Annotated in this window: 23 protein-coding genes; 12 read left to right on the top strand and 11 right to left on the bottom strand. The window is 57.4% G+C overall.

Annotated features, from left to right (window positions below; translation table 11 throughout):
- Nucleotide 1: 1 nt before the first annotated feature.
- Nucleotides 2-475, top strand: a complete 474-nt coding sequence (locus K9U38_RS10405) for a molybdenum cofactor biosynthesis protein MoaE (RefSeq protein ID WP_224494252.1) — start codon at nucleotides 2-4, stop codon at nucleotides 473-475.
- A complete protein-coding gene (locus tag K9U38_RS10400) occupies nucleotides 472-894 on the top strand; it encodes an META domain-containing protein (protein ID WP_224494251.1) in 423 nt (140 codons plus the stop codon). The genes K9U38_RS10405 and K9U38_RS10400 overlap by 4 nt, the downstream gene beginning before the upstream one ends.
- 55 nt (nucleotides 895-949) lie before the next feature.
- On the opposite strand, the gene ndk is transcribed toward K9U38_RS10400, so the two are convergent.
- A complete protein-coding gene (gene ndk / locus K9U38_RS10395; protein ID WP_224494250.1) occupies nucleotides 950-1,372 on the bottom strand; it encodes a nucleoside-diphosphate kinase in 423 nt (140 codons plus the stop codon).
- A gap of 94 nt (nucleotides 1,373-1,466) precedes the next feature.
- Entirely contained in the window at nucleotides 1,467-2,162 is a 696-nt protein-coding gene (locus tag K9U38_RS10390; protein ID WP_224494249.1) for a glutathione S-transferase family protein, read from the bottom strand.
- A 66-nt stretch (nucleotides 2,163-2,228) separates the two neighbouring features.
- Here K9U38_RS10390 and K9U38_RS10385 point away from each other — a divergent pair, with 66 nt between their 5' ends.
- From K9U38_RS10385 to K9U38_RS10375, 3 genes are read left to right on the top strand one after another with little or no spacing between them, the layout of a single operon-like run.
- Nucleotides 2,229-2,741, top strand: coding sequence for a DinB family protein (locus K9U38_RS10385; RefSeq protein WP_224494248.1), 513 nt, complete (start codon nucleotides 2,229-2,231; stop codon nucleotides 2,739-2,741).
- 47 nt (nucleotides 2,742-2,788) lie between these two features.
- A complete protein-coding gene (locus K9U38_RS10380; protein WP_224494247.1) occupies nucleotides 2,789-2,977 on the top strand; it encodes a hypothetical protein in 189 nt (62 codons plus the stop codon).
- Nucleotides 2,964-4,862, top strand: coding sequence for an ABC-F family ATP-binding cassette domain-containing protein (locus K9U38_RS10375; protein ID WP_224494246.1), 1,899 nt, complete (start codon nucleotides 2,964-2,966; stop codon nucleotides 4,860-4,862). Before K9U38_RS10380 ends, K9U38_RS10375 begins: the two co-directional genes overlap by 14 nt.
- 44 nt (nucleotides 4,863-4,906) lie before the next feature.
- Here the strand turns inward: K9U38_RS10375 and K9U38_RS10370 are convergent, their stop codons facing one another.
- Nucleotides 4,907-6,340, bottom strand: a complete 1,434-nt coding sequence (locus K9U38_RS10370; RefSeq protein ID WP_224494245.1) for an MFS transporter — start codon at nucleotides 6,338-6,340, stop codon at nucleotides 4,907-4,909.
- Between the two features lie 115 nt (nucleotides 6,341-6,455).
- Between K9U38_RS10370 and K9U38_RS10365 the strand changes: the two genes are divergently transcribed.
- On the top strand, nucleotides 6,456-7,067 hold the full coding sequence (locus K9U38_RS10365; RefSeq protein ID WP_255607103.1) for a helix-turn-helix transcriptional regulator: 612 nt from the start codon (nucleotides 6,456-6,458) through the stop codon (nucleotides 7,065-7,067).
- A gap of 6 nt (nucleotides 7,068-7,073) precedes the next feature.
- Here the strand turns inward: K9U38_RS10365 and K9U38_RS10360 are convergent, their stop codons facing one another.
- Genes K9U38_RS10360 through K9U38_RS10340 form a run of 5 tightly spaced genes read right to left on the bottom strand, consistent with a single transcriptional unit; the run spans nucleotide 7,074 to nucleotide 10,811 of the window.
- Nucleotides 7,074-7,625, bottom strand: coding sequence for a GNAT family N-acetyltransferase (locus K9U38_RS10360; protein ID WP_224494243.1), 552 nt, complete (start codon nucleotides 7,623-7,625; stop codon nucleotides 7,074-7,076).
- Complete coding sequence (locus K9U38_RS10355) at nucleotides 7,626-8,219, bottom strand: hypothetical protein (RefSeq protein WP_224494242.1); 594 nt, start codon at nucleotides 8,217-8,219, stop codon at nucleotides 7,626-7,628.
- A 1-nt stretch (nucleotide 8,220) separates the two neighbouring features.
- Nucleotides 8,221-8,670 (bottom strand): DNA polymerase III subunit chi, encoded by a 450-nt coding sequence (locus K9U38_RS10350; RefSeq protein WP_224494241.1) that lies wholly within the window; start codon nucleotides 8,668-8,670, stop codon nucleotides 8,221-8,223.
- Between the two features lie 12 nt (nucleotides 8,671-8,682).
- A complete protein-coding gene (locus tag K9U38_RS10345) occupies nucleotides 8,683-9,306 on the bottom strand; it encodes a glutathione S-transferase family protein (RefSeq protein ID WP_224494240.1) in 624 nt (207 codons plus the stop codon).
- A gap of 5 nt (nucleotides 9,307-9,311) precedes the next feature.
- A complete protein-coding gene (locus K9U38_RS10340; RefSeq protein ID WP_224494239.1) occupies nucleotides 9,312-10,811 on the bottom strand; it encodes a leucyl aminopeptidase in 1,500 nt (499 codons plus the stop codon).
- Nucleotides 10,812-11,081: 270 nt separating this feature from the next.
- Here K9U38_RS10340 and lptF point away from each other — a divergent pair, with 270 nt between their 5' ends.
- From lptF to rsmA, 6 genes are all read left to right on the top strand, one after another.
- On the top strand, nucleotides 11,082-12,284 hold the full coding sequence (lptF, locus tag K9U38_RS10335) for an LPS export ABC transporter permease LptF (protein ID WP_224494238.1): 1,203 nt from the start codon (nucleotides 11,082-11,084) through the stop codon (nucleotides 12,282-12,284).
- Nucleotides 12,284-13,372 (top strand): LPS export ABC transporter permease LptG, encoded by a 1,089-nt coding sequence (lptG, locus tag K9U38_RS10330; protein ID WP_224494370.1) that lies wholly within the window; start codon nucleotides 12,284-12,286, stop codon nucleotides 13,370-13,372. Before lptF ends, lptG begins: the two co-directional genes overlap by 1 nt.
- 1 nt (nucleotide 13,373) lies before the next feature.
- The gene (locus K9U38_RS10325) at nucleotides 13,374-15,716 is read left to right on the top strand and encodes an LPS-assembly protein LptD (RefSeq protein WP_224494237.1); all 2,343 of its coding nucleotides are present in this window, start codon (nucleotides 13,374-13,376) and stop codon (nucleotides 15,714-15,716) included.
- A gap of 137 nt (nucleotides 15,717-15,853) precedes the next feature.
- The gene (locus tag K9U38_RS10320; protein WP_224494236.1) at nucleotides 15,854-16,807 is read left to right on the top strand and encodes a SurA N-terminal domain-containing protein; all 954 of its coding nucleotides are present in this window, start codon (nucleotides 15,854-15,856) and stop codon (nucleotides 16,805-16,807) included.
- A 24-nt stretch (nucleotides 16,808-16,831) separates the two neighbouring features.
- Nucleotides 16,832-17,857 carry a 4-hydroxythreonine-4-phosphate dehydrogenase PdxA gene (pdxA, locus tag K9U38_RS10315; RefSeq protein ID WP_224494235.1) on the top strand — a complete coding sequence of 342 codons (1,026 nt, stop codon included), beginning with the start codon at nucleotides 16,832-16,834 and terminating at the stop codon, nucleotides 17,855-17,857.
- Nucleotides 17,854-18,675, top strand: coding sequence for a 16S rRNA (adenine(1518)-N(6)/adenine(1519)-N(6))-dimethyltransferase RsmA (gene rsmA / locus K9U38_RS10310; protein WP_224494234.1), 822 nt, complete (start codon nucleotides 17,854-17,856; stop codon nucleotides 18,673-18,675). Before pdxA ends, rsmA begins: the two co-directional genes overlap by 4 nt.
- Before the next feature lie 17 nt (nucleotides 18,676-18,692).
- Here rsmA and gmk read toward each other — a convergent pair whose 3' ends face one another.
- From gmk to mltG, 3 genes are read right to left on the bottom strand one after another with little or no spacing between them, the layout of a single operon-like run.
- Nucleotides 18,693-19,310, bottom strand: coding sequence for a guanylate kinase (gene gmk, locus K9U38_RS10305; protein WP_224494369.1), 618 nt, complete (start codon nucleotides 19,308-19,310; stop codon nucleotides 18,693-18,695).
- Between the two features lie 32 nt (nucleotides 19,311-19,342).
- Nucleotides 19,343-20,230, bottom strand: coding sequence for a YicC/YloC family endoribonuclease (locus K9U38_RS10300; RefSeq protein ID WP_224494233.1), 888 nt, complete (start codon nucleotides 20,228-20,230; stop codon nucleotides 19,343-19,345).
- Nucleotides 20,231-20,275: 45 nt separating this feature from the next.
- Nucleotides 20,276-21,487 carry an endolytic transglycosylase MltG gene (gene mltG / locus K9U38_RS10295; RefSeq protein ID WP_370631892.1) on the bottom strand — a complete coding sequence of 404 codons (1,212 nt, stop codon included), beginning with the start codon at nucleotides 21,485-21,487 and terminating at the stop codon, nucleotides 20,276-20,278.
- Between the last annotated feature and the right edge of the window lie 64 nt (nucleotides 21,488-21,551).

The following is a 21,551-nucleotide window of genomic DNA, read 5'->3' as shown; positions in this document are numbered from 1 at the left end:
CATGAGCACGGTCAAACCGCTCATTCTCATCCAGACCGGGGACTTCGATACGGCGGCCGAAATTTCCCGCATGACGAGGGGACGCCGGGACATCGGAGCGGTCGTCACCTTCAGCGGTTTATGCCGCGACGAGGGCGGAATGATTTCGGCACTCGAAATCGAACACTACCCCGGCATGGCTGAGGCAGAAATTCGCCGCATCGCCGAGGACGTGCTTGCCCGCTGGACCTTGACCGGCCTGACAGTGGTGCATCGCTTTGGTTTCATCAAACCCGGGGAAAATATCGTGCTTGTCGTTGCCGCGTCCGCACATCGCCACGCGGCGTTCGAGGCAGCGTGTTTCCTGATGGATTACCTGAAGAATGCAGCGCCCTTCTGGAAGAAGCAGCATCTCGTCAGCGGCGAGGCAAGCGATTGGGTCGAAGCCAAGGCAAAAGACAAGGAAGCACTCCAGCGCTGGACGACTGTCAAATGAATCGTATCGCCGTAGGATCGCTCATCATCGGCTTCGTAGCGGTTCTCGCCCTGCTGGTCATGTCATTGTCGGCCCGCAGCGATGAACCCACGGACGTAAACTGGCTTGCCGAAGACATCGGTGGCGGCGTCATCGACTACGCGCAGACTACGCTGATGATCAAGAGCGACGGCTCTGTTTCAGGATCGGGCGGATGCAACCGTTTTATGACCAGCGCGTCGATTGATGGCTCAAAGATCACATTCAAGCCAGCCGCTGCAACGCGCATGATGTGCGCCCCAGCACTGATGGATCAGGAGCAAAAGTTCTTCTCGGCCCTGGAGCAGACGCGAAGCTTTGCAATCGACAGCGCGACCAAAAAGCTACTCCTGCACAATGCAGACGGGAAGATTACTGCGCGCTTGGCGCGCCAAGATTAATCCAAAACATAAAAAAAGCCGGGCAAGCCCGGCTTTTTCTTGACTGTTACGCGGATCAGCCGACGATTTCTGTACCCGAGAACCAGTAGGCGATTTCTTCGGCAGCAGTCTCAGGAGCATCGGAACCGTGAACCGAGTTCTCGCCGATCGACAGGGCAAACGTCTTGCGGATCGTGCCTTCGTCTGCATTTGCCGGGTTGGTCGCGCCCATGATCTCACGGTTGCGGGCAATGGCGTTTTCACCCTCGAGAACCTGGACGATCGTTGGGCCAGAGGACATGGAGTCGACCAGTTCGCCGAAGAACGGACGTTCCTTGTGCACTGCGTAGAAGCCTTCGGCCTCGCGGCGGCTCATCCAGACGCGCTTGGAAGCAACAACGCGAAGGCCAGCTTCTTCAAACTTCTGGGTGATGGCACCGGTAAGATTGCGGCGGGTCGCGTCCGGCTTGATCATCGAAAAAGTACGTTCAATTGCCATGGAATAAAACCTTGTCATTAGGGGGAATGGTGGCGGCTCTATAGCGGGAGCAGGCCCATTTGCCAATAGATCTTTTGCCACTGGGTCCGGGTTGCTATACCGCCGCAGCCTTGATCTTGCGGGCGATGCCGCCGTGGAGATCCAGGCAACGCTCGAACCAGTCCTGCACGGGATCGCCCTCATCAAACAAACTGTACGGTGTAAGGACTCGCACCCATTGGAAGGCGCCAAAGACAATATAGTCACCAAACAGAGGTCCGTCGCCGCCGATGAAAGGCTGTGACAGCAGCATCTTGCGGATGGGTTCGAGGCTCCTGGTGAAAGCAGCGCGCTTGTCATCGCGTTCAGCGGCCACATCCTCAAGCTTGCGGCCAAACATCTTTTCACGACTCTCGCGAAAATAAGCCTTGTTGGGCTCATCGAGCAGGTCATGCACCGGCATGAGGATTACGACATTTATGAAAGGATGAAGGATCATCTGCGAGTAGCCTTCGACAAAGCGGGCCATCGCACGCCCGCCCTCGCCCTTGAACAGCGATGGCCGGTCCGGATATTTGTCCTCCAGGTAAAGCGCAATGACGAAGGAATCGGCCACCACGCTTTCGCCATCGCGGATGATCGGCACCTTGGCCGAACAACCATTCTCTAGCTGAGGAATGTCCTTGAACGAGATGGTGTTACGGTCAAAGGGCAGCCCCTTGTGCGCCAGTGACATGACGGTTTTCCAGCAATGCGGGCTGAAGGGGCGGCCTTTGTCGGCACCGACGAGCTCGTGCAGAATTATTCCCATGGAAAGAGGCCCTCCTTCAGATATTGTGTCAGCAAGACTGGCTCTTATCCACTGAAAGTCAACGTGATGGAACAGCATTTCCGTATGTTCGCGGCCTATAACCGCTGGGCCAACGAGCGGCTATATGCAGCGGCAGCCGATTTAGACGATGACCAGTACCGGCGCGACATGCACGCGTTCTTTTCGTCATTGCATGGCACACTCAACCATCTGCTCGTAACCGACCGGATCTGGTTCTACCGCTTTACCGGCGAAGGCGATGCCCCGAAGGCGCTTGATGCGGTCCTGTTCCACAAGCTGGAAGATTTGACCGCGGCACGGGTGAAAGAAGACGCGCGCATCATCGCCTGGGTCAACAAGCTGGACCATTCGGCCATTTCCGGGCGGTTCACCTATACAACTGTCAGCGACATGCGGACGATCAGCCAGCGGCTGGCACCGGCGCTTGCTCACCTCTTCAATCACCAGACGCACCATAGGGGCCAGGCTCACGCCATTTTGACTGCGCTGGGAAAATCGGCCCCATCCTTCGATCTCATCCAGTTTCAACGGACTGAAGAGGGACGCCCCTATTCATAGTGGTTGCATCAGCATGGCGCGCCCTTCGACAAGCTCAAGATGAGGGTATGGGTAGCCTGCAACGCCAATCACCAGCAATGCAAATCCCGCCACAAGCTCAGGATGAGGCCGCAACGCCAATCGCCAACTTGCAATTCATGGTAAGCCGCATCGAACTGCGCACACCAGATATGCATCACGAATACCTTGCGGAAATACCATTTCCCGTGCAAAAGCGCGCCCATGCTTATTCTTGACGACATATCCGTGCGTATGGCCGGCCGACTGCTGATCGATCACGCCAGCCTGAACCTACCCTCCGGCACGAAGGCGGGGCTGGTTGGGCGCAATGGCGCCGGCAAATCCACGCTGTTCAAAGTGATCACCGGCGAGCTTCACGCGGAAACCGGTGATTTCTTCCTGCCGAAGAATGTCCGCATCGGTCAGGTTGCACAGGAAGCACCTGGCACCGAGGATTCGCTGATCGAAATCGTGCTTGCCGCCGATACCGAGCGCACGGCATTGCTGGCAGAGGCCGAGACCGCCGCCGACCCGCACCGCATCGCTGACATCCACATCCGTCTTGCCGATATCGATGCCCATTCGGCCGAAGCGCGCGCGGGCGCCATCCTTTCCGGCCTTGGCTTCGACGCCGAGGCACAGAAGCGGCCCGCTTCGTCATTCTCAGGCGGATGGCGCATGCGCGTGGCACTGGCTTCGGTTCTCTTCGCCGAACCGGACCTCCTGCTTCTCGACGAGCCCACCAACTACCTCGATCTCGAGGGCACACTGTGGCTCGAGGATTACGTGCGGCGTTATCCGCATACGGTCATCCTCATCAGCCACGATCGGGATCTGCTGAACTCGGCCGTCAATTCGATCATCCATCTTGACCAGACCAAGTTGACACTGTGGCAGGGCAATTACGATCAGTTCGAACGGCTGAGGTCGGAAGCGCTGGAACTGCAACAGAAGCAGCGCACGAAGCAGGAAGCGCAGCGCAAGCACATGGAAGCGTTCGTCGAACGTTTCCGGGCCAAGGCATCCAAGGCAAAGCAGGCGCAGTCGCGCCTGAAAGCGTTGCAGAAGCTGAAGCCGATCGCCGCTGTCATCGAAGATCACGTGCAGCCGTTTCATTTTCCGGAGCCGGAGAAGGTCGTGGCGTCACCGATTATCGCAATCGAAACCGGTGAAGTGGGCTATACCCCGGGCAAACCCGTTTTGCGTCACCTCAATCTTCGCATTGATGCCGATGACCGCATTGCCCTGCTCGGGTCGAACGGCAACGGCAAATCAACGCTGGCCAAGCTGATTGGCGGACGCCTTCCGCTACAAAGTGGCCGGATGACCGTCGCCCCCAATCTCAAGATTTCATTCTTCGCCCAGCATCAGCTTGACGACCTGATCCCTGAGGACAACGCGATCGAGCATGTGCGCAAGTTGATGCCGGATGCGCCGGAAGCCAAAGTACGAGCGCGCGTTGCGCAGATGGGACTGGCGACGGTCAAGATGAACACCGCGGCCAAGGATCTGTCCGGCGGCGAAAAGGCGCGTCTGCTGATGGGCCTTGCAACGTTCCATGGTCCGAACCTGCTCATCCTCGACGAGCCCACCAACCATCTGGATATCGACAGCCGTGAAGCGTTGATGTACGCGCTGAACGATTTCAACGGCGCCGTCATCCTGATTGCCCACGACAGACACCTGATTGAAGCGACGATGGACCGGCTCTGGCTGGTACGGGATGGCGGTGTCGCGCCCTATGATGGCGATCTCGATGCCTACCGTGCCCTTGTTCTGGCCGATGCCAAGGCCGAGCGGGCGGGTTCCGGCAAGGCCATTGCCGATGAGGGCCAGAAACTGACCAAGGCCGAGCAGCGCAAGCTTGCCGCGCAAAAGCGCGAGGCGCTCAAGCCCTTGCAAAAGAAAATCCAGGAGGCCGAAGCGCAGGTCCATCGCTTCCAGAAGAAGATCGACACCCTGCAAATGCAGCTGGCCGATCCGGCCATCTACACGCGCGAGCCCGCCAAGGCGACGCAGATCGGCAAGGAAATCGGCTACGCGAAAACGTCACTGGCGCGTGCCGAGGAAGAATGGTTGACGCTTTCTGGCGAATACGAAGAGGCGATGGCCGATCTCTAGAGCCTTTCACGGCTAACCGAAAAGCTATCAGCCATCCCCTCTTTTCAGTTCTTTGGCAATGCCGTGAGAAGTACACCCTTCTTCTTCATCGGCAAGGCAAACCCCGCCGCGAATGCGCCAAGGCCGATGATTGTTGATACCGAGAAGACAATGATCGTCGCGTCGCGCAGCGCGTCGGGTGTCGTGGCTTCAGGGTAACCCACGGCATTGGCAACGAGGCCGGCCACGGCGGCGCCGATTGCATAACCGGCAGACTGCAGGGTCGGCAGCAGGGCCGATGCGCGGTCGCGCTCACCACTGCGCGCCGATTCCATCACCGACTGACTGAGAAAGCCCCAACTAACACCAAAACCCGTTCCAATCGCGATCTGGCCCAGCATCACGACAAGCGGCCTGTCGACGGAAAAACCAGCGACGATGGTGGCGAGGCCGGCAACGAGCAGCGTCGGTCCGAGCCGGATCAACCACGCACGACGACGCGGATCCTGAATATTGGCAACGACGATTGCGCAGGTGCTCCACGCAATAGCGAAGGTGGCGCTGAAGGCTCCGGCCTTCGTAGGGCCATAGTCCCAGAGATCCTGCAGTGTCATGACCAGATAGACCGAGGTGGAGGCTTGCGCTACCGGCATCAGCAGGACGATCCACAGGCCAATACCGACGGTGGAATTGAACGCGAAGGCGTCGGACGGGAAAAGCGGTGTGCGGCTGCGCCGGTCAACGACAATGACCAAGGCCAGGACTACCGCGGCACCGACGACGCACAACACTTCCATTGCAACCACCTGCATTATGCTGGCCAGCGCAACCAGCATGATGCCGCAGCCGATGGCAGCCAGCCGCAGGAACGGTACGGAAAGGCGAGCGACCTCGCCCGAAAACCGCGGCACGATGAGAAAGACCAGCGCGATAAAGATCAGGGCCAGAGGCACATTGACAAGGAATGCGGCGCGCCATGACAGATGTTCCGTAAGCAGACCCGAAATCAGTGGTCCACCGAAGGCGGCGACGGCCCAAACGACGGCCTCTGCGCCGAAAACCTTGGCGACCAGCCGCGATGGAAAGAGTTCGGGGATGAGCGCGTAGCAGATGGCGGCAATGATGCCCTCGCCCAATCCCTGCAGTGCGCGCCCGACCAGGACTTCGGTCATTGAACCGGCAAAGGCCGCAAGTAGGGTGCCAGCAAGAAAAACCAGCGCTGACGCCACAAGTGCTGTCCTCGCGCCCACGCGCGCCTTCAGCAATGCACCACTGGCGCCACCGACAATGGAAAGGACAAGGTAGAGCGTAAAAGCCCAGGATATCAGCTCAAGTCCACCAATTTCGCGTACCGCCGTCGGGAGTGAGGTGGAGACCAGGAAACCGTTGAAGGCAAAGAGGGCAACGCCGAGACATAACGTCAAGATTGCCGCCGAATATGAGGGGCTCAGGAGTTCCGACCAGCTGGTGCCGCCGGCTTCTTCTTGCTTGTCGTTCATGGTATTTCCTCATTTAACAAGTTTTTTATTGTTATATTCGACCAATAAAACAAGCAATAGCTTTTTAAATTAATCTTGCTATCTTATGCCCATGCAGGATCGCACGACAAATCGCATGCTTTATTCGCTCAAGGTTTCTGGCCCGCAGACCGCAGCTGCTCTGGCAGACCGGCTTGGAGTCACTGCCGTGGCGATAAGGCAAATGTTGGCCCGGCTGCACGAAGATAACCTCGTTGATTTCGAAGACAGCCGTGAGACTGTAGGCAGGCCGAAGCGGTTCTGGCACTTGACGGATGCCGGAAACGGGCAATTTCCCGATAATCACGCGGGCTTGACGGCAGATATCCTTGCTTCCGTCTCTGCGGTTTTTGGCGAGGATGGGCTCGACCGGCTCATATCCCACAGGGAAAAGTCGACGCTGGCTCAATACCGTGAAGCTCTTGAGCCAACGTCCAGTATCGAGGCGAAAGTCAACCGTCTTGCGGAGATAAGGTCGGAAGAAGGTTATATGGCCGAGGCCGGGCGCGATGAAAGCGGCGCGTTCACATTGATCGAGAATCACTGCCCAATCTGCGTGGCAGCCAGATCCTGCCAGAAATTGTGCAGATCGGAGCTCGAGGTATTTCAGGCCGCGCTCGGACCCGACGTCGAAGTCACGCGTTTGGAACACATTCTCAAAGGTGCGCGGCGATGCGCCTATAGCATTACGGAAAAGGCGAGAATATAGACCGCACTAGCGCGGAGCGATGAAGCTGTAGAGCATCGGGCTCATATATTTGCCGCCGACGTGCCAGTAATCGCGCAGCGGTCCCCCCTCACACTCAAATCCAAGACGAGTGACAAGCTTGATAGAGGGCGTATTGTCAGGGTGGATGATCGCCGTTATCCGGCGGGCTCTCAGATTGTCCACGCAATGGGACAGCATTGCCTGGGCTGCCTCGCCCATCAGGCCGCGCCCGTGCCATTCGGCATTGAGGATATATCCTATTTCCAGCCTGTGGTTGCGTGCCTCACGATGGTGGTAGTTCACCATACCGATGCATTCATCGGTTTTCCTGTCCGCAACGGCCCAGGCAAGTGCCTCGTATGGCGATGTCGTCTTGGCAAGGATGCGTACCCAGCGCCGCGTTTCCTGAATGGAATCACAGGCGGTGAAATCCCAGTAGCGCATGAGTTTGTCGTCGCCAAGGCAAGCGTGCAAACCGATATCGTCCCTCGACTCGAACTGGCGCAGACGCAGCCGCTCGGTGAGGATCGTCGGAAAAGTGCCAGCCTGATCAGCCATTCACCTGCCCCACTTTGGTTGAGGAGGTGCCTCCTTAGCCGCCGACCTGCGCCTGCGGCGCAAGAGGATGAGGCCGACAATGCCGATGACAGTCAGGGCAATACCCCCTGACACGACACGCCAGTCAGCCTTGACGACATCCCGGCGCAGGACAAGGTCGACCTGTGCCACTTCGAGACCATCGTAATCGCCGGGACCAATCGTGATGGTATAATCGCCATCCGCAACGGTATCGATGTCACCGATGCTGTCGCGATAGACCTGCGGTCCCTGTGGCGAGCCTTTGTTGGCTGCCTTGGAACTGGCATAGCTCAAGGTCTCGACCAGAATGTCCCTGCCCTGCCGCGTCACCACCGCCGTAAGCGCCGTACGGCCTTCTGTCGGGATGAAATTGCGCAGCGGTTGCATATCGACGAACGCGCGTACCGGCGCATCGCCTTGCTGCAGATGGACGGTGACGGGCCTGTAGGGGCCGGAACGATCGTAGACACGCCACGAACCGATCTCCTCACCGGAAAAATGCGTGTTGGCCCATGGATATCCCAGTCCAAGCAAGAGCCCAACGATCAGCAGGAGCAAAAGGAACAGACGCATCTCAAGCTTTCTTTTCCCACCGCCCTTCGGCGTTCTGTTGCCAGTAAGTCAGCGAATGGCCCGCTGTCTTCAACAATTTCCATTGCGCCCTCGCCTGTTCCAGCTGTTGCTGGTCGTGACCATCGAACATCAGGACGAGACGTTCATAGGCCTCGACATTCCGGGGCTCTGCACCATCAACCAAGAACCGCACGGTTGCACCATTTGGATTGGCGTCGCTGGTCGTCAGTATGATGGGCTGTTCCTCCGGATACGGTTCCTGATCGGTGGCATGCGCGAGAAAGGAGGCGTCGGTCCAAGTCCACAGGAGATTGTCGAGACTGTCGCGGCGCTCTTCGGAACCGGTTTGAATGACGACCTTCCATTTCCGTTCCAGGGACCGCTCGACCAGTCCAGGCAGAGCATTCTCCAGTGTCGATTCGGTCAGGTGGTAGAAGAGAATGTCGGTCATTATCGCCCAAGGTCAGAATTTCGTATGTTTCGATCTGGTAGCCGTCATGATTGGCGTTGTTCGAAAGCTGTTCCACCATTCGCGCAAGCGGGGCCGTTCGTCAATCAGAGCCGTCCCCTGCGCCACGCTGTCGGCCGCGGCGAGAACGCTTGCAAGATAGTACGTCGCCAATGTCGGCTCGTTGAAGCCGGCGTCGGGTGATGATTCGGCAAACCCCTCAAGGACATTGAGGACATGGCGTGCCTGAGCTACCGCCTCGCGCGCAGGTTCAAGCCCTTCACGCCACCAGACTGGAACATAAATTCCCCAGACCAGCGCTGCATAGGCGTAATTGTCGACAACACGCATGATCTGGCGCATGCGCGCTGCGACAACAGGATTGCCGGGCGTGAGTTTTGGAACCGTGACCGCATCGACATAATGGACGATGGCATCTGTCTCATAGAAGGCAGTGCCATCCACTTCCAATGCCGGGATCCGCTTGAAGGGGTGCCGGAGATCGTAACCTTCCGGCAGGCTGCCCCCTTCGAAGGGATTGGCATCGACGAATACGAACTCAACCTGCTTGGCCAGGAGAACGAACCGTACAATGCGCGTGTAGACGCTCTCCTCGGTGCCGTAGAGCCTGACCTCCACGCGATCTAGCCTTCGAAATGATCTCGAATCAGCCGATCCAGCAGGCGCACGCCAAATCCCGATGCCCAGGACTGGCTGTACTCCGTCGCTGGCGCGCCCATTGCCGTTCCGGCAACATCGAGATGGGCCCAAGGGGTTTCGCCGACGAAACGCTTGAGGAACTGGGCGGCGATGATTGCACCACCGTGGCGGCCGCCAATATTCTTCATGTCGGCGTTTTTGGTGTCGATCAGCTTGTCATATTCTTCGCCGAGCGGCATGCGCCACAGCTTCTCCCCCGTTGACTGCCCAGCATCGAAAAGCTGTTCGGCCAGGGTATCGTCATTGGAGAAGAGTCCGGCGCGATAGACACCCAGCGCCACCATGATCGCGCCGGTCAGGGTCGCAAGGTTGACCATGAATTTCGGATTGAAGCGCTCATTGCAATAATAGAGCGCGTCGGCAAGGACCAGGCGGCCCTCTGCATCGGTATTGAGGACCTCAATGGTCTGGCCGGACATGGAGGTGACAATATCTCCCGGGCGCTGGGCATCGCCGTTGATCATGTTTTCGACGATACCGATGATACCGACGACATTCACCTTGGCCTTGCGCGAGGCCAAGGCATGCATGAGCCCTGTCACGGCCGCCGCGCCGCCCATGTCGCCCTTCATTTCATCCATGCCGGCGGCAGGCTTTATGGAAACACCACCCGAATCGAAAGTGACGCCCTTGCCGACAAAAGCGATGGGTTTGTCTTTGCCCTTTCCGCCGTGCCACTCCATGATGGCAAGACGCGCCGGACGCGCCGAGCCTTGTGCCACGCCAAGCAGGGAGCCCATGCCAAGCTTTTTCATGTCTTTCTCGGTGAGAATTTCCACCTTGACGTCAAGCTTCTTCAACTCTTCGACACGCTCCGCAAACTCGACAGGCCCGAGGATGTTGGCAGGTTCATTGACGAGGTCCCTCGCCAGGATGACACCCTCGGCAACTGCCTCGGCGCTGACATAGGCCTTTTTCGCCGCGCCGGCGTCCGCCACCTGTATGGTGATCCTGGCCGGCGATTTGTCTTCCTTCTCCTCGCCGTTGTCCTTGCCGCGTTTTGTCTTGTATTTGTCGAACGTGTAAGAACGAAGCAGCATGCCAAGTGCGAAGTCGGCCGCGTTCTCCGCAGAAATCTGTGCATCAGGCAACGCCAGAAGTACGGTTACGTGCTTTGCGACCCCGATCTTCGAAAGGGCGGCGCCGCCGATTTTCAGCCAATCGTCGCCCTTCAGCTTCGCCGGATCGCCGCAGCCGACAAGTACAAGGCGTTCCAATTCCGTGCCCGCCGGCGCGATCGTGGAAAAGCCCGCGGCTATTTTTCCCTTGAATTCCGAGACATCGATGATACGCGACAGCAAAGCTGGTCCAACAACGGATTCGGCTTCCGCAGCAAACTTGCCTTCAGCAGCGGCGAGCAGGACAGCAGTGCCGCTTTCTACCGGCGCAAATTTGGCGAAACTGATGGATGGGCGTTTGGACATGATATCTCCAGATGAACAAAAATGTGACTTTCCTAATCACCAGAACTGGTGAATGGAGGGGTTGATGACGAAGGGGTTGGCTAAGGCCTTGTTAACCAGCTTTCTTCGCCTATTTTTAGCCAAGCCTGACTAGAGTGAACATATGTCGGGTTTTTTGAACATGTAACGGGTTCGTCCCATAGTGCGGCAAAATAATGCCCTTTATGCCTGGGCATCGATGAACGGTCGGCTAATCGAACAAGGTGGCGGAACTCATTTGCGAAACATGACATGCGCCTGATTGAGATATACATCTTGCGACGGATCGTCGTCATGTTTTTTGCCGTGCTGCTTTCAGCGGTGGGCATTACATGGATTGTTCAGGTGCTCGCCCGCGTTAATTTCCTGACCACCAGCGGGCAGAGCTTCTTCTATATCCTCAAGTTCAGTTCCAATCTGCTTCCCAATGCATTCCCCATCGTTATGCCGTTTGCGCTGGTCATTGCTGTCACGCAAATCCTGTCGACGATGAATCAGGATTCGGAACTCGTCGTCATCAATGCGGCCGGAGCGCCGCGCTCGACGGTTATCCGTCCCGTCATGATCTTCGCGATCATTATTTCCATCTCGTCATTCCTCATCGCCAATTTCATTGTTCCCTACTCCCAGACCAACATGCGCCAGATGGTCGCCGAGGCGCGAGCCGACGTGGTCAATCTTGTCGTCCAGCAGGGTACCTTCAAGAAACTTGACACCGACCTCTATCTTCAGATCGAAAGCCGCGATGCCAATGGAGCGATCAGGGGTCTGTTCGTCTCCGACTCGCGTGACAAGACGACCGACCTGATCATCTACGCCAAAGAGGGGCTTGTCGTTGAGACGGGGACTCAAAGCCTACTGGTCATGAAGGATGGCGAGATTGACCGCCGTGACGTCCAGACCGGCAATGTATCGATCATAAAATTCAATACCTATGCCCTTGATCTGGCATCGTTCCTTTCATCGGACGACCAAGAAGTCAGCATTTATCCCAAGGACCGGCCGCTTGCCTATCTGTGGAATCCGGATCCGAACGACAAGCAGTATCAGCAGAGACCGCTCCGCTATAAAGCGGAGTTGTATAAACGCCTGTCAGACTGGATGTATCCGATCGTTTTTGCCCTCATCGCCCTGGCGGCGGCCGCAGATTCGCGATCGCACCGCGAAGCGCGCATATCAGCATCGTTCAGCGCCATCACACTGTGCCTCATTGTTTTCTGGCTTGGTTACTCGGCCGGACAGGGCGCCGATAAAAATGCTTCCTTGCTGCCACTGCTCTTTGCCATACCCATTCTCGCTGCCCTTTCGGCAATTTATGCGCTTGCGACCAACCGCCAGGTTGGCGTCCCGGTGAAATGGAGCAGCTGGTTCAGACGCACCTTCGAATCGCGGCAGGAGGCAGTTGCCCGGGCCGGAACGAAATGGTTCGGACGCAAGCGCGGAGGTCGCAGATGATGATTGGCTGGACGCTTGGACGATATTTCTTCCTCCGCTATGTGAAGATCACGGCGTATTTCCTGTTGGGCAGCTTTGCCTTGGCGCTGATTCTCGACTTCACGGAACTATCCGGCAAGCTGTCATCCCTGCCGGACTATTCGGCGATTCAGGCTTTTGGCCTGTCTGCGATGCGCATACCCTCGATCATGCAGCAGGTGTTCCCCTTCATCGCCCTGTTTGCGGCGATGGCAACGCTGATTTCCCTCAACCGGAAGTATGAGCTGGTCGTAGCGCGGTCAGTCGGCGTTTCGGCCTGGCAGTTTCTCCTGCCTGCCTGTGCGGGTGCCTTCCTGTTCGGTATCGTCGCGGTGCTGGTTGTCAATCCGCTTGCCGCTTGGGGATTTGAGCGAAGCGAGCAGATAACGGCCAGCTGGCGGGCCGGAAAATCCAATGATGTGCAGGCCGAGCGCGTGCCCTGGCTGCGCCAGAAAACCGAGGATGGCGAGACCATCATTGGCGCCAAGACGATCGTCAACCGTGGCCTGCGTCTCGTTGATGCCACGTTCATTCGCCTGGACCAGAATCAGGATGTTCTGGAACGGCTGGATGCCAAATCCGCTGACCTCGACAACGGGTTCTGGCAGCTGACCGACGTGACGAAATTCGTGCTTGGCGAGAAACCGGTTTCGCTCAGCGAAGTGCGTGTCCCGACTCATCTTCGCCCTGAATTCGTTGAAGAAAGCCTTGCACGGCCCGAGACGATTCCTTTTTTTGAGCTGCGTAACAAAATTGCCGCAGCTCGTTCTTTTGGCTATCCGGCCAATGCTTTTGACATGCATTTCCAGTCTTTACTGGCTTTGCCGGCGCTTCTGATGGCGATGACTTTGATCGCCGCAACCGTTTCGTTGAAATTTGTCCGCTTCGGACAATCTGGCACGATGATTCTGGGTGGCGTCCTCGCGGGCTTCGTGCTTTATGTCGTCACTGTTGTGGTCAAGGCATTTGGCAATGCGGGATTCGTCCCGCCATTCATTGCCGCATGGACACCTGTGCTGATTGCAACATTTTTTGGGGTCTCCTTTCTGTTGCACAAGGAGGATGGTTAGAGTGGGACTGAATTTGACGCGCTCGGTGTTGCCGACGTGGTCTGCACGACTTGCGTGCGGGACGGCGCTGCTATGCCTTGTGGGCGGGATTTCGCTCCCAGCCTATGCCCAGACCAGCGATGCTCTCGTTGGTAATTTCGAGACGAATCCAAACGCTCAAATGCTGCTGGAGTCGGACGAGCTTATTTACGACATCAATGCCAAGACCATCTCCGCCGTTGGCGGCGTGCAGATAGATTATGACGGGAACCGGCTTGTCGCCCGCCAGGTTACCTACGATCAGAATACGGGTCGTCTCAAGGCCATGGGCAAAGTGGAAATTGTCGAAAAGGATGGCAACCGCATCTATGCCGACAATCTGGACATTACCGATGATTTTCGGGAAGGATTCGTCAACGCCTTGCGCGTCGAAGCTGCGGACAATACGCGCTTTGCTGCCGAGAGCGCCGAACGTGTCGGCGGCGAGCTGACGACGTTCAACAATGGTATCTACACTGCCTGTGAGCCATGCCGCTCCAAGCCCGACAAGGCTCCCTTGTGGCAGGTGCGTGCCCAGAAGATCGTCTGGAATGGCCAGAAGAAGACCATACGCTTTGAGCGCGGTCGCTTCGAGATGTTCGGCATGCCGCTGGCATTCCTACCGGCCTTTGAAATTGCCGATCCGACCGTCAAGCGCAAAAGCGGCTTCCTCATGCCGAGCTACCGCTATGAGACGGAACTCGGCTATGGTGTCAGCGTTCCATATTTCTGGGCGCTTGCCCCGAATTACGACCTGACCACGACAGGCACGTACTACTCCAAGCAGGGTTTTCTCGGTGAAGCGGAATGGCGTCATCGGCTGACCAATGGTGCATACACCATCAAGCTTGCGGGGATAAACCAGCTTGACCGCCGCGAATTTGACAGTGAAGACCAGCTTGATCGTGGCAGCACGATGCGCAGTATGGTCGGAACGACCGGTGCGTTCCAGATCAATCCGCGCTGGACATATGGCTGGAACGTCATGGTGCCGTCGGACAAGGCCTTTGCCTACCGCTACGGTATAGAGGGCTACGATAGCTACAATATTACAAACCAGGCCTATTTGACCGGTCTGAACGGCCGGAACTATTTTGACCTGAGATTATATCAGTTCCTGGTTCAGGAAAGCTGGTTCAATTCGAATCCCAACGCTTCGCAGCCCAAGCAGCCATGGGTCTTGCCGAGTCTGGATTATGCCTACACACCGACCCAGTCGGTAGCTGGCGGCGAGCTCAATTTCGATGTCAACCTGCAGGCTTTGCACCGCGATCGGGAGGACGGCACAACGCCAATCGGCATGGCACGCAGTGGCTATCTTTCGGGCGTCGAAGGGAATGATGGCCGTATTACCGCCGAGGCGGAGTGGAAACGGACCTTCATCTCGGATAACGGTCTCGTAATAACGCCCCTCCTCGCCCTGCGAGGCGACGGCATGTATGTCGACTCCGATTCAGTGGGCGTGACGCGTTCCGAGGCCTTCCGCGCCATGGCGACCGCCGGGCTTGAGGCGCGATGGCCAATTCTGTTCTCGAGTACCAGTTCGACTCACGTTCTTGAACCGACCGCCCAACTTTTCGTGCGCAACAATGAGCCCTACGCCGGCGATATGCCGAACGAAGATGCACAAAGCTTCGTGTTTGATGCATCGAGCCTGTTTGATCGCGACAAGTTCTCCGGTTATGACCGGGTCGAGGGTGGCACTCGCGCAAATTTGGGCGTTCGCTATTCGGGAACATTCAACAATGGCTGGTCGCTTAGTGGCGTCGCTGGCCAGTCCTTCCAGCTGGGTGGCCTGAACTCATTCGCGACGGATGATTTTGTCAATGCGGGTGCTGAATCAGGACTTGAGTCGTCGCGTTCCGATTATGTTGCCATGATGGGCGTAAGCAAGGGCGCCTTCAACCTCACCACGGGCGGCCGTTTCGACAAGGAATCTTTCGAAGTACGCCGCGCTGAAGTGGCAACCACGACGGTCGGCCAATATGGCTCAATGTTCGTGAAGTACGCGTTCATCGACCAGCAGCCCACATATGGTTTCGAGAATGACCGACATGAGGTCACCGTTGGCGGTTCGGCAAAACTCACACCGAACTGGCGTGTTCTCGGGTCAGGCACCTATGATATCGTTTCGGATACTCTCGTAAAGCGCACCGCCGCCCTCGCCTATGATGACGAGTGCTTTACCTACATGATGTATTATACTCAGGACGAGCCGGTTACCGCGGACGGTAGCCAGGGCGACCAGACGACCACCTGGGGTTTCAATATTTCATTCCGGACGCTTTGGGAGATCGGCAAGCCGGTCGACATTGGCGGGATCTAATCACTTTGTCTGAACTGGCCGCACTTGCGGCCAGTCATGCTTTTGCCTTAGTAAAGCGACAATAAAGTGGGAATGAACACGCAACAACAATGCAAACCCATTCGTCAGGAATGGTATACGATCGGAATCAGTGAACAATGATGGTGAGGAAGCACATTCTTGCAGCGGCAATTGCTACCGCATTGATTTCTCCACTCACAGTCGGCGTATCTCTCCCGGCTGCAGCCAGTGAGATCAAGATTGTCGTCAATGGCGCACCTATTACCGATTACGATATTTCCAGGCGCGCAGCCTTTCTCAAGCTGCAGCGAAAGAAGGGTAATCTCACCCAGGAAGCGCGTGACGAGCTGACAGACGAGGCGTTGAAACGCCAGGAACTGAAGCGTCTCAACATGATGGTTTCGGACACTGACGTGAACGACGCCTTTGCGCGCTTTGCCACGAACAACAAGATGACCCAGGATCAGCTTACGGGCGTTTTGGACAAGGCCGGGGTCACACCCGGACACTTCAAGGAATATATCCGCATCCAGATGAGCTGGGGCCGTGCTCTTTCGACTCGTAATCGAGCACAGGGCGGCAACAAGATCAGCGAACAGGAAGCCGTGCAACGCATGCTCAAGGACGGCGGCAAGAAGCCGGTTTCCACCGAGTATCAATTGCAGCAGGTAATATTCGTCGTTCCAGCCAACAATCGGGGCATCCTTCCGAAGCGGCGCAGCGAAGCCAGCGCCATGCGGGCGCGGTTCAGCGGGTGCAACACAACACGCGATATCGCCAAGGGCACGCTGGACGTCACGGTGCGCGATCTCGGCAAATTCATCGAGCAGGAACTGCCGCCAGAGTGGACCAAGCAGGTCACGTCCACACCGGTTGGCCAGGCAACGGCAATTCAGGATACCGACAAAGGTGTTGAGTTTCTCGGCATCTGCGCCACCCGACAGGTATCTGACGACCGTGTCGCTCGCATGGTGTTTTCCCAGGAAGATGCCGCGGCATCGGCCGATGGCAAGCAGGATGCAACCGCTCAGGCCGTCGACAGGAAATACCTTGATGAATTGCGCAAGAAGGCGACCATCGTCAACCAATAGTGCCAATGATGGGATCGCCTTCACATGACTTCCACACTTGCCGTCAGTTCTGGTGAACCATCCGGAATTGGGCCAGACATCGCAATCTCGGCGTGGACATTGCGAGAAAAACACCAGATACCAGCCTTTTTTGTTCTCGCCGATCCCGAGTTCCTGGCCGCGCGCGCAATTCGGCTCGGCCAGAATTGTCCCATTGAAATCACGACACCGGAAGAAGCGGGCCATGTTTTTGAACGGGCCTTGCCGGTCGTACCCCTCAAGAATCGGCAAACGGACCATCCCGGCGTCCCCCTTGCAGGCAATGCGCCGGCAACGATCGAGGCCATCGAGCAGGCCGTCGCACTGACGCTTGCCGGGCGAGCACGCGCGGTCGTTACCTGTCCGATCGCCAAGAAAGCACTCTATGAGGCCGGCTTTGACTTCCCCGGACATACTGAGTTTCTGGCGCATCTTGCGGGCCAGCGCCTTGGACACAAGGTGACGCCGGTCATGATGCTGGCCGGGCCGCTGCTCCGGGCTGTTCCGGTCACGATCCACATCCCATTGAGCAAGGTTCCGGCCGCGCTTGATATCGCGAACATACTCTCCGTTGCGCGGATCACGTCGGCTGCATTGAAGGATCAGTTCGGAATCGCCAATCCGCGACTAGCCATTGCCGGGCTCAATCCCCATGCAGGCGAAGGGGGCAGTATGGGCGATGAAGACGAGAATATTGTGCGTCCGGCGGTCGAAACATTGCAGGCAGAAGGCATTGATGCGCGCGGGCCGCTCCCTGCCGACACCATGTTCCACGCAGCAGCGCGAGCCACCTATGATACTGCGATCTGCATGTATCATGATCAGGCGTTGATCCCCGTTAAAACGCTCGGTTTTGATGACAGCGTCAATGTCACGCTCGGCTTACCATTTGTGCGTACATCTCCGGATCATGGTACGGCATTCGACATTGCCGCGACTGGAAAGGCAAAGCCGGACAGCCTGATAGCTGCCTTGCGCCTAGCCGACAAAATGGCAATGCACAATGTGCACAAGCAGCGCCCTGCGGCATGAGCATAGACAGCCTTCCCCCGCTGCGAGAAGTGATTGATCGCCATGATCTGATGGCCAAGAAATCACTTGGCCAGAACTTCCTGCTCGATCTCAATCTAACGGCGAAGATCGCGCGGCAAGCCGGCGACCTCGAAGGAAAAACCGTCATCGAGGTTGGACCCGGGCCAGGCGGTCTCACGCGCGCCCTTCTGGCGCAAGGCGCCAACGTCATTGCGATCGAGCGCGATGAGCGTTGTCTGGCGGCACTTGAGGAAATATCCGGCCATTATCCCGGACGTCTTCGGGTCATCGCCGGGGACGCACTTGACGCTGATTTCGCTACGCTTGCGGCCGGCGACAAGGTGAAGATCATCGCCAATCTGCCCTACAATGTCGGCACCCAGCTACTGATCGGATGGTTGTTAAGCGAGCCCTGGCCGCCATTCTACGAGTCGCTGACGCTCATGTTTCAGCGCGAAGTGGCGGAACGGATCGTCGCGCGCCCCGGATCCGAGGCCTATGGTCGTCTCGGAGTTCTGTCGGGCTGGCGAACCGAAGCAAGGATTACGTTCGATGTCCCCCCGCAGGCTTTCACGCCGCCACCAAAAGTGACGTCGTCCGTGGTCCATCTCATTCCCCGAAATGCGCCGCTGCCGTGCGACGCGGCGACGCTGGGAAGAGTTACGCAGGCGGCATTCGGCCAGCGGCGCAAAATGCTGCGCCAAAGCATCAAATCGCTGGGCGGCGAAGGCTTGCTCGTAAAAGTAGGAATTGATCCGACGCGCCGCGCCGAAACTCTTTCAATCGAAGAGTTCGTCGCGCTTGCCAATGCTGTGTGAGGCTAGGGACAGTAAGCTTAATCCAGCTTTTCATCGAGCAGACCGCTGACGAAATCGAAGAGTCCTGGGCAACGGTCACGCCGCAGGCGCTCTGCGGTCACGATCGACTGGACCTGATGATAGGCGCGGTTGAGATCTTCGTTGACGATGACATAGTCATAGGAACGCCAACGCTCGATCTCGTTGCGCGCATTGCGCAAACGCATGTCTATCACTTCTTCAGTGTCTTCCGCGCGCCGATGGAGCCGCAGTTTGAGGTCGGCCATGGAGGGAGGCAGGATGAAGATGCTGACGACGTCGCCCTTCATCTTGTCCTGCAGCTGCAATGCACCCTGCCAGTCAATGTCGAAAAGCATGTCCTGCCCGTCGGCGAGCGCATTTTCTGCGGCTTCGCGCGGCGTGCCGTAAAAATTGCCATGCACCTCTGCCCATTCAATCAGTTCGTCACTGTCACGCAGCCGTTCAAACTCGCGCGTTGTGATGAAGTGATAATGAACCCCGTCGATTTCACTAGGCCGGCGCGCACGTGTGGTCACGCTGATCGAAAGCGCCAGCTCGAGCTTCTCCTTGTCGGTAAGCAGCATTCGGGCAAGCGTCGACTTCCCGGCTCCTGATGGCGACGACAGGACGAGCATGAGACCGCGTCTTTTGATGCTGTTGGGCATGGCTACTCCAAATTCTGAATCTGCTCGCGCAATTGATCCACAACAGCTTTCAGGTCAAGCCCGATTGACGTTATGGATGCAGCATTGGCCTTCGAGCAGAGCGTATTCGCCTCGCGGTTGAATTCCTGGGTCAGGAAATCAAGCTTGCGGCCAACGCCGTTCCCTTCCCTGAGAAGGGTCCGCGCGGCGGCAATATGCATTTCCAGACGATCGAGCTCTTCCTGAATATCGGCTTTCGTGGCCAGAAACGCCGCTTCCATATGCAATCGGGCTTCATCAAGCGCTGGAGCAGCATCAAGCAGCAGGGCAACCTGTGCGGCCAGCCGAGCACGAATGGCTTCAATTGACCGGCTGGGGTCGAGCTTAGCCTGTTCCACCAGCATTTCTATTGCAGCAATCTGTACCGTCAGTATCTCGCCAAGCGCCCTGCCCTCGGCCTGACGGTTGTGTGCCAACTGAATCAGCGTCTCATCTAGAATACCGAGGATAGCACGTTCGAGCTCGACCTGATGCTCCGGCGCCGTAACCTCCTGCGGAGTCTCCATGACACCACGAAGGGCCATCAGCCCTTCCGGCGTCGAGGCCGCAAGCCCATATTCCTCGCGCAAATGTGCTGCGATGGCCGCCAATTCCTTCAGGAGAGGCTGATTGATCGTCGCCTTGGCAGCACCAGCACTGAGGTCGACTGACAGAGCCGCCTGGAAATTACCTCGCTTGAAATGCTCGTTGAACAGCGCTCGAGCCTTCGGCTCGACTGCCTCGAAGCCTGCGGGAAGGCGAAACCGCACATCTAGTCCCTTGCCGTTGACAGATTTGATTTCCCACGAGATTTGCGCCCCGGCACTGTTCCGGAGGTGACGGGCGAACCCCGTCATGCTTTGCAACGACATATTTCCCCCTACGATAAGGGCCCGATTGCAATCAGGCCCCTCGCTCTAGTTGCCGCTGTCCGCGTCCGGAGATGCGTTTTTATCACCGGTCGCTGCCTTGGCAGCTTCATCCAAGCGGTTTTTTTCCACCTCGCGCCAGCGCCTCACATTATCATTGTGTTCTTCAAGCGTCTCGGCAAATACGTGCCCGCCAGTACCATCGGCGACGAAGTAAAGATCCTTGGTCTGCGAGGGATGGGCGACGGCTTCCAGTGCGTCGCGGCCAGGATTTGCGATCGGGCCTGGCGGCAGGCCATTGACCGTATAGGTATTATACGGAGTCGGCTTCTCCAGATCCGATTTAAGGATCGGTCGGTCCGACGGCTTTCCCTTGCCGCCGAAGAGGCCGTAAATGATTGTTGGATCCGATTGCAAGCGCATCTTCTTGTTTAGCCGATTGATAAAGACGGCAGCAACGCGGGGCCGCTCGTCGGCTTTCCCTGTTTCCTTCTCGACGATGGATGCAAGCGTGATGAACTCTTCGATTGTCTTGAGTGGAATATTGGGGTCGCGGCGCTCCCATATATCCTCAACCAGTTTCTTCTGATCCGATTGCATCTTCTTTACCAGCTCCTCACGCGTCGTACCGCGCGAGAAACGCAATGTATTTGCAAAGAGCGAGCCTTCACTTGGCATGACTGCCGGGAGGTCTCCCACCAGGACGTCGTCCTCTTGAACACGCTGGAATATCTGCTCGACCGTCAGGCCTTCAGGAATGGTAAGCGAATGAAGGACCGACTTGCCACTGCGCAAAAGGTCCATGACGTCACGCATGGAGGCCCCCGCCTTGATCTCGTACTCTCCGGCTTTCATGTCGCCCTGATAGCCATAGGCCTTCACGCCATACATGAAGATGCGCGCATCAGAAATGATGCCGCGGCGCTCTAGACCGTCCGCGATCTCCGTGATGCCAGTGCCGCTCCTGACCACATAATTGGTCGCGACTTCTGTGGGTCCCGGTTCGTTGAAGGCAAGCTTGCCGAAATACACCGCGGCGGCAGCCGCAATGACCACGAGCACGACCAGCGACAACATGAAGTTTGCAAAAACAACGATCTGACTGCGGGCGCCACGCGAGCGCTTTTTGGGCGCCGGCGGCGGCGTTCCAGGCTCTGGACGCAGCGCTTCCGAAGCCGATTGCGGCACAATCGGCTTGCGCTCCGGCACGTTGGCCGTGGCTGAACCGTTTGTCTCTTCAGACGGCTGATCTGAACTCACGCAAGCACCTCGGACATGTTAACCGGCTAGAATAGCATCCAGCCGGTAGAATCGATTGCGAATA

This window comes from Phyllobacterium lublinensis (assembly GCF_020164435.1).
GTDB classification, from domain to species: domain Bacteria; phylum Pseudomonadota; class Alphaproteobacteria; order Rhizobiales; family Rhizobiaceae; genus Phyllobacterium; species Phyllobacterium lublinensis.
The sequence above is the reverse complement of the archived record's forward strand: the minus strand, read 5'-3'. Positions and strand labels throughout refer to the sequence as shown.